Genomic DNA, 14421 nt, shown 5'->3' with positions numbered 1-14421 from the left:
GCGCACGGGTGGCCGGGCTCATCCGGTCACCTCGCGGCAGGCGCGGTAGAAGTCGGCCCAGTCGGGGCGCTCGCGCACCACGGCCTCGAGATATTCGGTCCACACCACGGTATCGGCGACCGGATCCTTGATGACCGAGCCGAGCACCGCGCCCGCGATATCGCCCGCGCGCAGGGTGCCGTCGCCGAAATGCGCCGACAGCGCGAGTCCGTTGGTGATGACCGAGATGGCCTCGGCGGTGGACAGCGTGCCCGATGGCGACTTGAGTTTGGTTCGCCCGTCGGCGGTGACCCCCGAGCGCAGTTCGCGGAAGACCCGCACCACCCGGCGCACCTCCTCGGCGGCGGCGGGCACGGCGGGCAATTCCAGTGCCGCGCCGAGCTGTTCGACGCGGCGCACGACGATCGCCACCTCCTCGTCCTCGTCCGCGGGCAGCGGCAGCACCACGGTGTTGAACCGGCGACGCAGCGCGGAGGACAGGTCGTTGACGCCGCGGTCGCGGTCGTTGGCGGTGGCGATGACGTTGAATCCCTTGGCGGCCTGCACCTGCGTGCCGAGTTCCGGTATGGGCAGTGTCTTCTCGGACAGGATCGTGATGAGCGCGTCCTGTACGTCGGAGGGGATGCGGGTCAGTTCCTCGATGCGGGCGACGGCACCGGTGCGCATGGCGGTGAGCACCGGGGAGGCCACCAAGGCCGCGTCGCTCGGACCTTCGGCGAGCAGCCGTGCGTAGTTCCAGCCGTATCGGATGGCCTCTTCGGCGGTGCCGGAGGTGCCCTGCACCAGCAGGGTCGACGATCCGCTGACTGCCGCGGCCAGATGCTCGGAGACCCAGGTCTTGGCGGTTCCTGGCACACCGATCAGCAGCAGCGCCCGGTCGGTGGCCAGTGTGGCGACCGCGACCTCGACGAGGCGGCGCGGGCCGACGTATTTGGGGGAGATGACGGTGCCGTCGTCGAGGACGCCGCCGAGCAGATAGGTGACCACCGCCCACGGTGAGAGCCGCCACGAGGGCGGGCGCGGGCGATCGTCGGACGCGACCAGCGCGGCGAGTTCGCCGCTGTATGCCTGTTCGGCATGCGGGCGCAGCAGATTCGGATTCGGGTCGATGGTCGTCACTGCAACTCCTCGAGCATCATCGAGCGGTGGGTGAGATCGCGGGCGAGCCGGTCGAAGGCGTTCTCCCAGGCCGGATCGTCGCAGCGGCGCGCGAGCGCCGTGAGGGCGGGCGCGGCGGTGACGGGCAGGTGCACCGCCGCCGCGGTGAGCAGCGAACGATGCGCCCCCGGCCCCGCGCCGTGCGCGCCCGACTGGTGCGCGGCGATACGCGCGCGCTCGGACAGCACACCGATGAGATGGTGCGCCACCGGGTCCGGCCACGGATGGTCGAGGGCGGGCAGCAGCGCTTCGATCTCGGAGAGCCAGGAACCGTCCAGCCGCAGCAGATGGCGCGCGCGGTCCTCGGCGGGCAGTAGCGCGAACAGTTCGCGGCGGCGCAGCAGCGCCGTGTCGGAGGGCACGCCGGTCTCGAACAGCGCCCGCGCCCAGTGCGGATCGCGTTGCGCCAGCGCGGCATCCACCCAGCCGTCGAACAGCGGCTGGCGGAAGCGGTCTTCCACCCCGATACCGGTCAGCTCGCGCGGGGTGAAGGTGTACGCCGCGCCGAATCCGTTCTCCCAGTGCCGCAGCGGCGTCGCCGCCACCAGTTGGCGCAGCAGACCCGCGGTCTCGTCCGGCGCGCCCGCCCAGCGGTAGGCGAATTCGCCCGTGCGGGCGACGATGCCGTCGCGCCGGGTCGCGTCGTCGAGCGGCTCGGGCAGGTCGACGACGAGGTGGATACGGGATTGCTCGCCCTCGCCGCGCAGGCGGATCGGCCGTATCCACGCCGCGGCGCGGGCGCTCATGCGCCGGGCGAAGGCCGAATCCGGGAGCAGTGCGAGCAGTCCGGCCGCGGCCCGGCGGACATCGCCGCGCCGGTCGTCGAGCGCCGCGTCGAGGAATTCCTCGTCGGCCGTTGATATTCCGGCTTCGAGGGTGGCGAGCAGCTCGGCCCGCAGCGCACCGGATTCCTTGGCCCACGCCGCGACCAATGTGTGCCGGGCCGCTCCGGGATCACGGTCGCGCAATGCGGCCAGCCATCGCGTGCGCGCCTGCGCGCCGCCGAATCGCCAGGTATCGCCGCGTGCCGCCTCGGAATCTTCGTCGGGGACGCCGAGACCGCGCCACCGGGGGTTGGCCGCGGCGAGCCAGCGCCCGCGCGCGCCCGCCAGCCGCAGCAGCGGGGCGCGCCACCGGGTACTCGCGGCGGCCTGGTCGAGAAGCAGTGCGCACAGCGCGTCGGGCGCGCGGAAGTCGAATGGTTCGGCCGCGGCGAACCATTCGGACAGGAAATGCGAATTGTCGGTCACCATCGCCGCCAGCCTGCGCGCGGCGGCGGCGGGCAGCAGCCTGCGATCGTCGTCCTCGGCCGGCGCGGGCAGCTTCCGTACGGCACTCGCGCTCACCCCGGCGCGTACGAAGGCGTCGCGCAGCGCGGCGGATTCCAGCAGGACCCGCGCGGGCGCCGAGCGCAGGGCGCCTGCCGCGGCGGCCACCGGCGCCGCGAGCCGGGTCGGGTCGGGTGCGCGTCGTGCGGTGCCGAGCAGGGCCGTCGAGGTCAGTTCGTCGCCGGGGGCGGCGGACGCGGCGGTGCGCACCGGAACCCGTTCGCTCGCGACATCGAGTACCTCACCCGCGACCAGCGCCGAGATGGGCACGAGTCCGGCCCGCGTCCACTCGGCGACGAGCGTGACCGGATGTCCGCCCGATATCCCCAGCAGTCGCCACGGCTGTTCGGTCCGCGCGATCGGCAACGCCATCCCTTCGGCATCGACCACGAGCAGGCGATCTTCGTCCACCACCGGCACCGCGTCGCGCAGCAGTACCGGCCACGAGCGCAACCAGGGATCGGCGCCGAGGGCGCGGGCGTGCGCGTCGAGCGCATTGGACACCGTGCCGTCGCCGGTCGCATTGGACACCGTGCCGTCGCCGTCCGCATTGGACACCGTGCCGTCGCCGGTCGCGCCGGACTCGCGCGGCACGGTCGTGAAAGGCTGTGCGGCCCCGTGTCGTTCGCCCCACAGGGCGCGCAGTGGCGCGGCGGCCGGGTAGAAGTGCAGCGACGCTTCGGCCGACAGGCCCGGTGCCGGTATGTCCTCGGCGAAATCCGGTGCGCCGAAACTGTGTTCGAGTATCAGTGCCCAGCGGTGGGTGGCGCGCCCGCGCAGCCAGGTGCGGCGGGTGTGCAGCCTATCCTCCTCGCTGACCCGGCGGCCCAACGACATCCAGTGATCGCGCACCGCCGGCGTGGCGCGCACCGAATCGGCGGTGGTCGGATAGCCGATATGGGTGCGCACGCTCGCGCCGAGCGGTTCGGGCAGTTCATCGATGCGCCGGTGCGCGGCGACCAGCAGGTGCAGGCGGGCGTATTCGCCGAGAACCAGATCGGGCCAATCCGCGCGGGTGGCGATGACGGTGGGGATCTGGCGCAGTGCCGAGGCCACCGCGGGCGCCTGCGCGTCGACCATGCGCGCCGCGATGGCCTCGTAGGCGCGATAGGAGCGATCGGTCTGTGCCAGACCGGTGCGCACCTGATCGCCGAGCCAGATATCCAGTTCTTCCAGACCCGCCGTAACCCGGGAGCGGCGCCGTACGGCCGTGGCCGGATCGGGGGTGCGGGGGGAATCGTCGCGTGGCGTGCGCGCCGCGCGGCGCTCGAGCCAGCCCGCGGCGAAGTCGGGGATCTCGGCTGTCTCGGGGACCGCACCCGCCGACCAGCGCAACAGTAGTGACAGCGCGTGCTTGCAGGGAAATTTCCGGCTTGGACAGTCGCAGCGGTACGCGGGATCGCTCACGTCCACGACCGTCTCGTACGGTTCGGCCCCGCTGCCCCCGCACCGCCCCCACAGTGCGGTTCCCCGATATCCGGCGGTGCGCCAGCGCGCGGCAAGCCCGCGTGCGGCGGCGAGCGCCTTCGCATCCGGGGCCAGGGCGCTGACCTGCGCGTCGGTCCACGGCGTCGTCATCGGGTGGCTCTCGTTCTGCGGTCGGTCACGGTATCCCCCTGTTCGGCTGTCGAACGGATTTCTACCGCAGACCACCGACAGTAGGCGCCGTGCCCGGCGCCGGAGGGCACGACCGGTCGCCGCCGCGACCGGAGGGCCGGTTCGGGCGAGGTTGTCTTGCGGGCCGCCGTGCGCTGTCGAGCCTTGACCGATGGGCATACGGACGCCGTCGGCGTCCAGCGGGTGTGCGGCGATCGAGTGCCTTGAGAATGATCCGGTGCCGGGAGTTCGCGCGGGGCTTACAGGATTCTCACGGCGGTATCGATGGACCTCCACCGCATTCGCCCGAGCGCTGGTCAGCGAATATATCGGGCCACGCGACCTCGGAAAACCGCTGTGTCTGTGGCGGATTCGGTCCGTCGCGCGGGTTGCGCATTTCACCCGGTGCCGGCATTCTGACCTGTTCGGCCCGTCCGAGCCACCCAAATCGGGTGCTACACGTCGAGCTGCCCGCAGGGGTGGGCGAGGGGTGGACATCGAATGCGGCCGAACGCGCTCGATGGCCATTCCATCCCCGCGGGCAGGTTCGCACTTCTCCCGGCGCCCGGCACCGTAATCGACACCGCCGGTGGGGGATCTCGCGGCGATCGGGTACCGTTTCGCTCTAGCTTTCGACAGGAACACCGGACGTGAGGCGGGCGGGGCGGGCGCGCTTCGGTGGTGAAGGGGTTTCCGTATGCGCGTGAATCCCGCGGCCGAGCCGGCCACGGAGATCCCGCCGCGCCTGCCCGATGTGGTGGCCCGGCGGCTGGCCGAGGATCCGACCGTCACCCGCGATGTGGTGAACGCCGTGCTCGGCGCCCTGCGAAGAGGTGAGACAGCGCAGGGCGCGGGCGAATTGGACGCCGAGGGCATCTTCCTGCGCGCGGTGCGGGTGCGCGGCTTCCGCGGCATCGGCCCCGAAGCCACGCTGGAACTCGCGCCGGGGCCGGGACTGACCTTGGTGGTCGGGCGCAACGGCAGCGGCAAGTCGAGTTTCGCCGAGGCCGCCGAACTGGCGCTGACCGGCGGCAATCGCCGCTGGGACGGCCGTTCGGCGGCCTGGCGGGAGGGTTGGCGCAATCTGCACGCGGGCGCCGCGCCGCGGATAGAACTGGATCTGCTCACCGCGGGCGCGCAGCCCGATCTCACCATCGCCAAGGAGTGGGCCGCGCGCGCGGAGCTGGGCGAGGCCGAGTGGACCGAGCGGCGCGGCGAGGGCGGCGGCGCGTTCGACGTCGGTCGCTGGGCGGGCGTACTCGACCTGTACCGGCCGTTCCTGTCCTACAGCGAACTCGGCGCGCTGGTCGACGGCCGACCCAGCGACCTGTTCGACGCGCTGCACCAGCTCCTCGGTCTCGACGAATTGACCGTCGCCCAAGAGAGTCTGCGCAGCCGCCGTCTCGAACTCGAACGCGCCGTGCGTATTTCGCGGCGGGAGCGCACCGAGCTCGTCGCGGACATGCAGCATCTGGCCGATGAGCGCGCGGTCGTCATGACCGAACTGCTGCGCGCCCAGCAACCCGATCTCACCGCGGTCGGCAGACAGATGTTCGGCGCGCTCGGCGATCCCATCGGCCCGGACGGTCTGCGCGCCATCGTCCGGCTGGCCCTGCCGAGCACCGCGGAGGTTGAGGCCGTGGCGACCCGGCTGGAGACCCTGGGCGCGGCGGTCGAACGGGACACCACCGTCGACGCGGAAGCCGACATGCGGGTGCTGGAATTGCTGCGCCGCGCGCGCGAGCACGCGGACGCGGTCGGCGCGTGCGCGTGTCCGGTCTGCGGCCGTTCGGAATTGGACGCCGAATGGGCGCGCACGGCCGATGTCACCATCGCCGATCTCGCGGCCAGGGTCGAGGCATTGACGACCGCCCGCACCGAATTGCACGCGGCGGTGCGCGCGGCCCGCGCGCTGCCCGAGCGGGTGCCGCCGGAACTGGATTTCCACCCGCGCACGCCACCGACCGTCGATACCGCGGCGGTCCGCGTCGCGTGGGCGGAGTGGGCGGCGCTCACCGAGGCCGAATACGCCTCGGACCTGGGGGAGCGCCTGCGGTGCGCGCATACCCGGCTGGTCGACCAGCTCGAATTGTTGCAGCAGGGCACGCGCAAGGAACTCGACCGTCTCGACGAGGTGTGGGCCCCGCTGGTGCCGCGTATCGCCGGCTGGTTGGAGCGGGCGCGCGAGGTCTCCGTGCGGGCGGGCGAACTGCGCACCCTGCGCCGCGCCGAGGACTGGCTGAAATCCGCGACGGCCGGTCTGCGCGGTGAGCGGATGGCGCCGCTGGAGACCACGGCCCGCTGGGTCTGGCGGACGCTGCGTCAGCAGAGCAATATCGAACTCGGCGCGATCCGCTTGCAGGGCAATGCCGGAACCGCGCGCCGGGTGCTGCTCGATGTCACCGTGGACGAGGTCGACGGCGCGGCGTTGGGCGTCATGAGCCAGGGCGAGCTGCACGCGCTCGGGCTGTCGCTGTTCCTGCCGCGTGCCACGGTCGAGGACAGTCCGTTCCGGTTCGTGATGATCGACGATCCGGTGCAGGCCATGGATCCGGCCAAGGTCGACGGGCTCGCGATGGTGCTCGCCCAGGTCGCGTGGAACCGCCAGGTGATCGTGTTCACCCACGACGAGCGGCTGGCCGAGGCGGTGCGCCGCATGCAGTTGGACGCGCGGGTGCTCGAGGTGCAGCGGCGCGAGCGGTCCGTGGTGGAGGTGCGGGTGGCCGGTGATCCGGTGCGTCGCTACCTCGACGACGCCAGATCGCTGGTGCGCACCCCGCAGTTGCCGCCCGCGATAGCCGACGAACTCGTCGCCACCTGTTGCCGCTCGGCGGTCGAGGCCGCCGCGCAGGCCCGCGCGCGCCGCGACCTGCTGGCCGCGGGTCGCCATCACCGCGAGGTCGAGGGCTACGTGGAGTCCGCGCACACCACGCGGGCCATGGTCGCGCTCGCGGTCATGGGTGTGGACTACAACGTGGACGATCTCAACGATTTCCTGGTACGCGACGGCAAATGGCTGGTGCACGCCCTGCGCAACGTGACCGCGGGCGCGCACGTGCCCATCGACCGCACCATGCGCGAATTGATCTCCGACACCGAGCGTTTCATCGCCTGGCTGGTCCGGTGACCGGCGAGCGCCGCAGCCGCGGCGGTCGCGGCAAGGGCGGCGGTCCGCGGCGGCGACCCGCCCGTCCGCGGCTGCCGCGGCTGCCCCGGCCGACGGTGGTGGAGCGCTTCGAGACCGTCGACCGGCTGCTCGACGGCGAGGTCACCGACGCGGGCGGAGTGTGGTCGCGGGCAACGGCGTGGATTCTGCGCCTGGCGCTCGAACAATCGGTGGACGAACTGTGGGCGCGCTCGGCGCCGGAGCTGATGCGCTGTCCCATGCGCGCGCAACTGCTGGCGCTGCGGGTCTTCACCGGCGCCGAGACCGCCGCCCAGGTGGCGACGCTGTGGTCGGCGCTCTCGCGCGCGGCCCACCACCACGACTACGAGCTCGCGCCGAGCGTCACCGAATTGCGGCGCTGGCGCGAACAGGCCGAGGCGATCGACGTCCTGCTCTCGCGGGTCGCCATCCGCTGAGCGCGCGCAGGCGTCGGGGAGAATCGGGTCATGTCGCGATCCCATCCGTGTCCGTGCCGTCGTGGCGACAGCTACGCCGACTGCTGCGGTCCGCTGCTGGCGGGCGCACGGCCCGCGCCGACCGCGGCGGCGCTCATGCGCTCGCGTTACACCGCCTTCGCGCTCGGGGACATCGGCTACCTGCGGCGATCCTGGCACTCCGGCACCCGCCCCCGCGATATCGAGTTGGACGCCGACCAGCGCTGGCTGTTCCTGGAGATCGTGCGCACCGAACGAGGCGGCCCCTTCGACGACACCGGAACCGTGGAGTTCGTCGCCCACTACCGCGGGCCCGGCGGGCGCGGCGAATTGCGCGAGGTCAGCCGGTTCGTCCGCGAGGACGGCGCATGGGTGTACCTCGACGGTGTCGTGCGGCACTGACCGCCCGCGCCGCCGTCCCTGGCGGTACCGTCGGCGCATGCCGCGTATCGCGATCGAATACTGCACCCAGTGCCGCTGGATGTTGCGCGCGAGTTGGATGGCGCAGGAACTGCTCGCTACCTTCGGTACGGATCTGGGCGAGGTCGCGCTGATACCGGGAACGGGCGGGGTCTTCCGCATCACGATCGACGGCGAGCAGGTCTGGGAGCGCAAGGCCGACGGCGGCTTCCCGGAGATCACGGTGCTCAAGCGACGGGTGCGCGACCGAGTCGCCCCCGGTCGCGATCTCGGTCACGCCGACCGGCACGAACCCGCCGCCGACTGAGCGAGGAATCGATCACATTCGCCGCCGATCATGCGGTCGCTCACCCCGGCCGGCGGGCGCCCGGGTCGTCCGCGCGAATCAGGCGCAACAGCCCCCGCCGCAGCAGCCGCCGCCGCCCGCGGGCGGTGCGGGCGCGGGTGCGGGCGCACCGCCGTTCCCCCGGCTGACCGTGGCGAACGTGGTCAGCAACTTGACCGTATCGGTGTGTCCCCGCGGGCACGCCGCGGGATCGGAGGACTGCGCCATCGGACGATTCACCTCGAAGGTGTCACCGCAACCGCGGCACCGGAACGAATAGCTCGGCATCGCGCCAGCGTATCGCGCGAGCGACGAATCGTGCGTCTTCCGTACCCGCCCTCGCGCCGCGACGTACCCTCGAAACAAAGATCAGGACGTGCCGGCCCGGAGTAGCAACATTCCAGCGCACTTTCGGGTCTCGGTAGGAGGTGCGGAAAATGAGCGAGCACGCCGAATGGAGCTCGGGCACAGCCGCCAAGGCAGCCGCCGTGCATGCCGTCGACACCGCCGACATCGGACGCACACCCGTCGCGCGGACCGAATACGGCAAGGTCAGCGGATTCCTGGACGGGTCGGTAGCGGCCTGGTACGGCATACCGTATGGCGCGCCCGTCACCGGCACCCGGCGCTTCCGCCCGCCCGCCCCGCCGCAGCGCTGGCCGTGGGTGAAGGAGTGCACGACCTTCGGCGACCTCGCCCCGCAGACGATGGGCGCGATGGTCCCGGTCGACTCCGACCTGCGCATGGGCGAGGACTGTCTGTGGCTGAACGTGTGGACCCCGCGCGGCGGCGCGGTGCGCGAGGACGGTGAGCCGCGGCCGGTCATGGTCTGGCTGCACGGCGGCGCGTACTGTCTCGGCACCGCGGCACAGGCCGTCTACGACGGGCGCAGGCTGGCCGAAACCGGCGATGTCGTGGTTGTCGGGGTCAATTATCGGCTCGGCGCGCTCGGCTTCCTCGATCTGTCCTCGCTGTTCCACGGCTTCACACCCAATCTCGGGCTGCACGACCAGATCGCCGCGCTGGAATGGGTGCGCGACAATATCGCCGCGTTCGGCGGCGATCCCGGCAATGTGACGCTGTTCGGCGAGTCCTCCGGTGCGGGCTGTGTGACCGCATTGCTGACCGCGCCGCGCGCAGCCGGGCTGTTTCATCGGGCGATCGCCCAGAGTCCGCCCGCGACAACGGTTTTCGGTCAGCAGCGGGCCGCGGGCGTGGCCCGGCGTTTCCTGGAGCTGATCGAGCTGCCCGCCGCACGCGCGCTGGAACTGATCGATATGCCCATCGACCGGATCGTGCAGGCCGCGGGCGTGCTGCTGGACGAGGTGCCGCTGCGGGAACCGGGCCGGCTGGGCGCCGCGCCGGTGGTGGACGGTGACCTGCTGCCCGCCTATCCGGTCGACCGCTTCCAGGCGGGCCGCTCGCATCGCGTGCCGTTGATCATCGGCACCAACAAGGACGAGGCGTCGCTGTTCCGGGTGTTCCGGTCGCCGATCATGCCGGTGACCCCGGAAGCGGTCAACCTCATGCTCGAGGACGTGGCCGCCAGCCACCCGGAGGTGTCGGCCGAGCGGATCGCCGAGATCACCTCCGCCTATCCGGATCTGGCCAAGACCCGCGGCGCGCTGGCCATGTCCACCGACGCGGCCTTCCGCATGCCCGCGCACTGGGTCGCCGACGGTCACGCCCAGCATTCCCCGACCTGGACCTACCGTTTCGATCACGCGACCCCGATGCTGCGCGCGGCCCGGGTCGGCGCCGGACACGCCACCGAATTGCCGTACGTCTTCGGCAATTTCGGCACCCTCAACCACGACCCGACCTTCTGGCTCGGCGGGCGCAAGGCGGCAACGGAGGTATCGGGTCGGATGATGCGGCGCTGGCTGGCCTTCGCCACGCACGGCGTGCCCGCGGCCATCGACGGGTCCAAGCACTGGCCGCCCTACCGTCCCGGCACCCGATCCACGCTGCTCATCGACACCGTCGACCGCGTGGTCGAGGATCCCGACGCCCACCTGCACACCGCCTGGGGTGATCAGGCGGTCGGCTTCAGCTGAGGATCACACCGGTTCGGCGGCGCGCGCGGCGTGGCCGAGGCGAACCGGCAGCCGTTCGAACCCGTGCAGGGTGAACAACTGTCTGCGCGCGGGCGTGCCGTCGAGTGCGAGATTCGGGAATCGTTCGAACAGCGCCCGCAGGGCGTGGGTGGCCTCCATACGGGCCAGGCTCGCGCCGAGACAGACGTGGATGCCGTTGCTGAAGGACAGGTGCTCCTTGGCATTGGCCCGGGTGATGTCGAAGCGGGCCGGATCGGCGAACACCTTCGGGTCCCGGTTGGCCCCGGCCAGCGACAGGATGATCGTGTGCCCGCGCCGGACCACTTGGCCGTCGAGTTCCACGTCCTCGAGCGCGGTGCGCGCGGTGGTCTGCACCGGTGAATCGATGCGCAGGATCTCCTCGACCGCATTCGGCCACAGGTCGGCGTCGGCGCGCAGCCGGTCGAGCTGGTCGGGGTGGGCGAGCAACTGCACGACGCCGTTGCCGATGAGGTTCACCGTGGTCTCGAAGCCCGCGCCCATGAGCAGGCTGGCATTGGCCTTGAGTGCGTAATCGTCGAGGTCGCCCGCGGTGACGAGCGCGCTGAGGATGTCCTCGCCGGGTTCGCGGCGCAGGCGCGCGAGATGGTCGTCGAAATACTCGTTCATCACTTCCATCGCCTTCAGCGCGCGATGGTGCACGCGCCAGGAGATGCCGATGTCGAGCAGCGGCGTCATGGCGTCGCCCCACCGCAGGAACATCTCCCGATCGGCGTCGGGCAGGCCGAGCATCTCGGAGATGATCGCGATGGGGACCTGGGCGGCGAAGGCGGAGACGAGATCGGCCGAACCGTCCGAGGGCAGCGCGTCGAGCAGTTCCTCGGTCACCGCCTCGACCCTCGCGCGCAGCCGTGCGATGGCGCGCGGGGTGAAGGCGGAGGCCACCGGCTTGCGCATCGCCGTGTGCACCGGCGGGTCGATGACCAGCATGGACGGCTGCTCCACCGGGTTCGGCGGCAGCGGTGAGCGCTGGGCGAGCAGCTTGAGCGGTTTGGGGATGTCGAAGCTGTCCGGCGTGCGCACGCCGAACCGGTTGTCGCGCAGGATCGTGCGGCACAGTTCGTGGTCGAAGCTGGCCCACGACAGCGCGGTGCGCACCAGCCGTCGCTCGCCGCGCAACTGCTCGATGAGCGGGTACGGATCGCTGATGCCCGCGGGACCGCCGAGTAGTGCGGCGAACGGGTCACCGCGGCGTGCCCGGGTGCGCAGCATCAGACGCGGAGCGCCCTGCTGCGAGAGCCATCGGAACAGGTAATGCGGCCGCATATCCACCAACCTCACTGTCGTGTGATATCCCCAACGGTACGGACTCGGCGGCGTATGTGGAACGATCTCAGGTCGGACTCCGTCCCCTACCGTGGTAGGAGAACGGCTACAACCGCCGCGCGGTGACCCGCTCCGAGGCGATGCGCCGCTCGGCCAGCGCCGGATCGGGATGCACCACCTGCACCAGCGACGCGCCGACGGCCAGCACCGCGACGAAGCCGTCGATCAGTTCGGCCGGGGTCTCCCACGGCGTACTCGACAGCACGCGGTCGCCCTCGGCGAAGCCCTGGCGCGCCGCGGACTTGCGCGCCTCGGCAAGCACCTCGGCCACCGGCGCGCCGTCCAGCGCGACCCCCGCGCCGCCGGGATGGAACTGGTCGCCGTGCACGCGCACAGCGGTGGCGAAGTCGGTCACGCCAACGGGCAGATCCCGCACCGGGGTGCCCATGGCGTCCAGGGACAGCGCGGCGACCTCGGGCACGCCGTCGGCCTCGTCGAGGCGATCGGGGGTGACCAGCGCCAGGTCGGCATGCGGATCGGGGCGAAGCACCACCTCGGTGCCCGCCCACCAGCAACCGAGCAGCACCGCGGCGGTCTGCCAGTGCGCGGGCAGCAGCACCGCCACCCGCGCGCCCGGGGTGAGCCCGAACTCGTCGCGGACGAGGTTGCCGGTCTTGGCCGCCCAGTTCGCCAACGTCAGACCGGACAACTCGATGCGGGCGCCGGTGCCGTCGTCGTAGTAGGTCACGCGCGGGGCGGCGGGCTCGCGCGCGAGGATCGGATCGAGCACCGCCTCGGTGAGGGTGAGTGCTTGGTCTTGATCACGCATTCTTGGATTCACGATCGCTAGCTTCGGTGGTGGTCAGTTCACGCATGTCGGTCCGCCCCGGCCCGCGTCGATCGGCGGGGCCGGTGGAACGGGCGTCGGAGAGGTCGAGGTTCCCGAGAAGTCGAACACCGAATTCGCCGCCGAGCCCGGACCAGAATAATCGCTCGCCAGGACGACGCCGACCGAATCGGCCGACATCGTCGGATCGGCGACCACGGTGAGTCCGCCGAGCGCCTTGGCCACCGCGCGCGCCCCCGGATCGGAGGAGTCCGCGGCGAGTACTCGGCTGCCGCTGACCGCCGCGCCGGTGTAGTTGCCGACCGTCCCTTCCCGAAAACCCTTGGCGCTCAGCGTCCGCGAAACCTGGGCGGCCAACCCGCCGATCCCGCCCGCGTTGTACACGCTGACCGTGACCCGCCCCGGATCGACCGAATCACTTTCGGCGTGTCCGGTTTCCGTTTCCGCGCCGACGAGGGCCGCCACCGACGTGCGCACCGACTTCGGGTCCACCTTCACCACGGATTCGCCGTCGCCGGTGGTGGCATTCAGGTCGATCACCGGAATGGTCTCGAAGCGGACCTGTCCGCCGGTCAGATCCTTCAGTTGGTGCAGGAAGGCGAGGACGTCCCAGTCCTCGTCCAATACCACCGTGCGCCCGACCGCTTCGCTGAGTTGACGGAGTTTCGACGGATTGGCAAGGGTTTTCGCGGTCAGCGCCTGACCGACGAGCTGGGCCATGAACACCTGCTGGCGCACGATGCGATCGAGGTCCCCGCGCGGCAGATCGTGCCGCTGGCGCACGAAACTCAAGGCCGCCGCGCCGTCGAGACGTTGGCGGCCCGCGGGGAAGTCCGCGCCCGACATCCATTCGTCCACCGGGTTGTCCAGGCACACCTCGACACCGCCGACGGCATCGGTGAGCAGCACGAAGCCGAGCAGACTGACCTCGGCGTAATGGTCGACGGTGATGCCGGTCAGATTCGCGACGCTGTTGATCAGCGCCTTGCGCCCGGCCTGGGTGGACTGTCGGTCCGCCTCGGCCTGCGACAGGCCCTTGTCGATGAGTTTCAGCCGTTCGCTCTCCTTGGTCGCGCCGTAGGCCGAATTGATCTTGCCCGTGCCGATACCCGGAATGTCGACATAGGCGTCGCGCGGGATGGAGATGGCGATGGCCGACCGTCCGTCGTTGGGGACGCGCACCAGCACGATGGTGTCGGTATTGGTACCGACCTCGTCGCCCGCGTGCAGCAGGGCGCGCTCGGCGGCGGTGAGCGCGTTGCCGTGCGCGTCGGTGCGGCTGTCCACACCGACGAGCAGGATGTCCACCGCGCCGTCGCGTCCGCCGCCGAGTCCGAGATCGCCGATGCGCTCGATATTGGCGATCAGCGCGTCCACGCTGTGCCAGGCGAATCCGGTGGCGACGACGACCAGCGCCGCCAGGGCCGCGACGACGATGCGACCGGGTCCGAACGAATCGGGGCCGCCAGTTCCGTACGGTCGCGCTATGGCCTGCAACTCCAGCATCCTCTCGACGTACCCTACGTATTCGATTCGGCCTCAGTGGTATTCGGTCACCGCCACCGGTGGCGTCCGGTAGCGCCGACCGGCTGTATCCGGTACTGCCGACCGGCTGTATCCGGTACTGCCGACCGGCTGTACCGGCGGCGCCCGTTCGTGCTTCTGCCTGTGCGGGACGTGCGATCCGTCCGCCTCCCCGTGCCCCCGACCCTGCCCGCGGCATGCGCCCGCCGGAGAAAGTCCACATAGGCTAACCAATGGCAACCCCGGTGGCGGGCAACCGCG

Annotated in this window: 11 protein-coding genes; 5 read left to right on the top strand and 6 right to left on the bottom strand. The window is 71.2% G+C overall.

The window, feature by feature from the left end; genetic code table 11:
* Positions 1 to 18: 18 nt before the first annotated feature.
* Positions 19 to 1119, bottom strand: coding sequence for an ATP-binding protein (locus APZ21_RS21780; protein WP_054815121.1), 1101 nt, complete (start codon positions 1117 to 1119; stop codon positions 19 to 21).
* A complete protein-coding gene (locus APZ21_RS36550) occupies positions 1116 to 4064 on the bottom strand; it encodes a DUF5691 domain-containing protein (protein WP_054815120.1) in 2949 nt (982 codons plus the stop codon). The genes APZ21_RS21780 and APZ21_RS36550 overlap by 4 nt, the downstream gene beginning before the upstream one ends.
* Positions 4065 to 4779: 715 nt before the next feature.
* On the opposite strand from APZ21_RS36550, the gene APZ21_RS21770 reads away from it, so the two are divergent.
* From APZ21_RS21770 to APZ21_RS21755, 4 genes are read left to right on the top strand one after another with little or no spacing between them, the layout of a single operon-like run.
* Positions 4780 to 7209: an AAA family ATPase gene (locus APZ21_RS21770; RefSeq protein ID WP_054815119.1), complete on the top strand. Its 2430-nt coding sequence runs from the start codon at positions 4780 to 4782 to the stop codon at positions 7207 to 7209.
* Positions 7206 to 7664, top strand: coding sequence for a hypothetical protein (locus APZ21_RS21765; RefSeq protein ID WP_371852320.1), 459 nt, complete (start codon positions 7206 to 7208; stop codon positions 7662 to 7664). The genes APZ21_RS21770 and APZ21_RS21765 overlap by 4 nt, the downstream gene beginning before the upstream one ends.
* Before the next feature lie 30 nt (positions 7665 to 7694).
* A complete protein-coding gene (locus tag APZ21_RS21760; RefSeq protein WP_054815118.1) occupies positions 7695 to 8084 on the top strand; it encodes a YchJ family protein in 390 nt (129 codons plus the stop codon).
* Between the two features lie 37 nt (positions 8085 to 8121).
* On the top strand, positions 8122 to 8409 hold the full coding sequence (locus tag APZ21_RS21755; protein ID WP_054815117.1) for an Rdx family protein: 288 nt from the start codon (positions 8122 to 8124) through the stop codon (positions 8407 to 8409).
* A gap of 78 nt (positions 8410 to 8487) precedes the next feature.
* Here APZ21_RS21755 and APZ21_RS21750 read toward each other — a convergent pair whose 3' ends face one another.
* A complete protein-coding gene (locus tag APZ21_RS21750) occupies positions 8488 to 8715 on the bottom strand; it encodes an FmdB family zinc ribbon protein (RefSeq protein ID WP_054815116.1) in 228 nt (75 codons plus the stop codon).
* A gap of 149 nt (positions 8716 to 8864) precedes the next feature.
* On the opposite strand from APZ21_RS21750, the gene APZ21_RS21745 reads away from it, so the two are divergent.
* Positions 8865 to 10484, top strand: coding sequence for a carboxylesterase/lipase family protein (locus tag APZ21_RS21745; protein ID WP_082393340.1), 1620 nt, complete (start codon positions 8865 to 8867; stop codon positions 10482 to 10484).
* Positions 10485 to 10487: 3 nt separating this feature from the next.
* On the opposite strand, the gene APZ21_RS21740 is transcribed toward APZ21_RS21745, so the two are convergent.
* The 3 genes from APZ21_RS21740 to APZ21_RS21730 all read right to left on the bottom strand — a co-directional run bounded on the left by APZ21_RS21740 (position 10488) and on the right by APZ21_RS21730 (position 14142).
* A complete protein-coding gene (locus tag APZ21_RS21740; RefSeq protein ID WP_054815115.1) occupies positions 10488 to 11789 on the bottom strand; it encodes a cytochrome P450 in 1302 nt (433 codons plus the stop codon).
* 106 nt (positions 11790 to 11895) lie between these two features.
* Positions 11896 to 12618 (bottom strand): TIGR03089 family protein, encoded by a 723-nt coding sequence (locus tag APZ21_RS21735; RefSeq protein WP_054815114.1) that lies wholly within the window; start codon positions 12616 to 12618, stop codon positions 11896 to 11898.
* Positions 12619 to 12651: 33 nt separating this feature from the next.
* On the bottom strand, positions 12652 to 14142 hold the full coding sequence (locus APZ21_RS21730; RefSeq protein ID WP_082393339.1) for an LCP family protein: 1491 nt from the start codon (positions 14140 to 14142) through the stop codon (positions 12652 to 12654).
* Between the last annotated feature and the right edge of the window lie 279 nt (positions 14143 to 14421).

This window comes from Nocardia arizonensis, from assembly GCF_001310275.1.
Classification (GTDB): Bacteria; Actinomycetota; Actinomycetes; order Mycobacteriales; family Mycobacteriaceae; genus Nocardia; species Nocardia arizonensis.
Note: the sequence above shows the minus strand (reverse complement) of the source record. Positions and strands in the feature narration are given on the sequence as shown.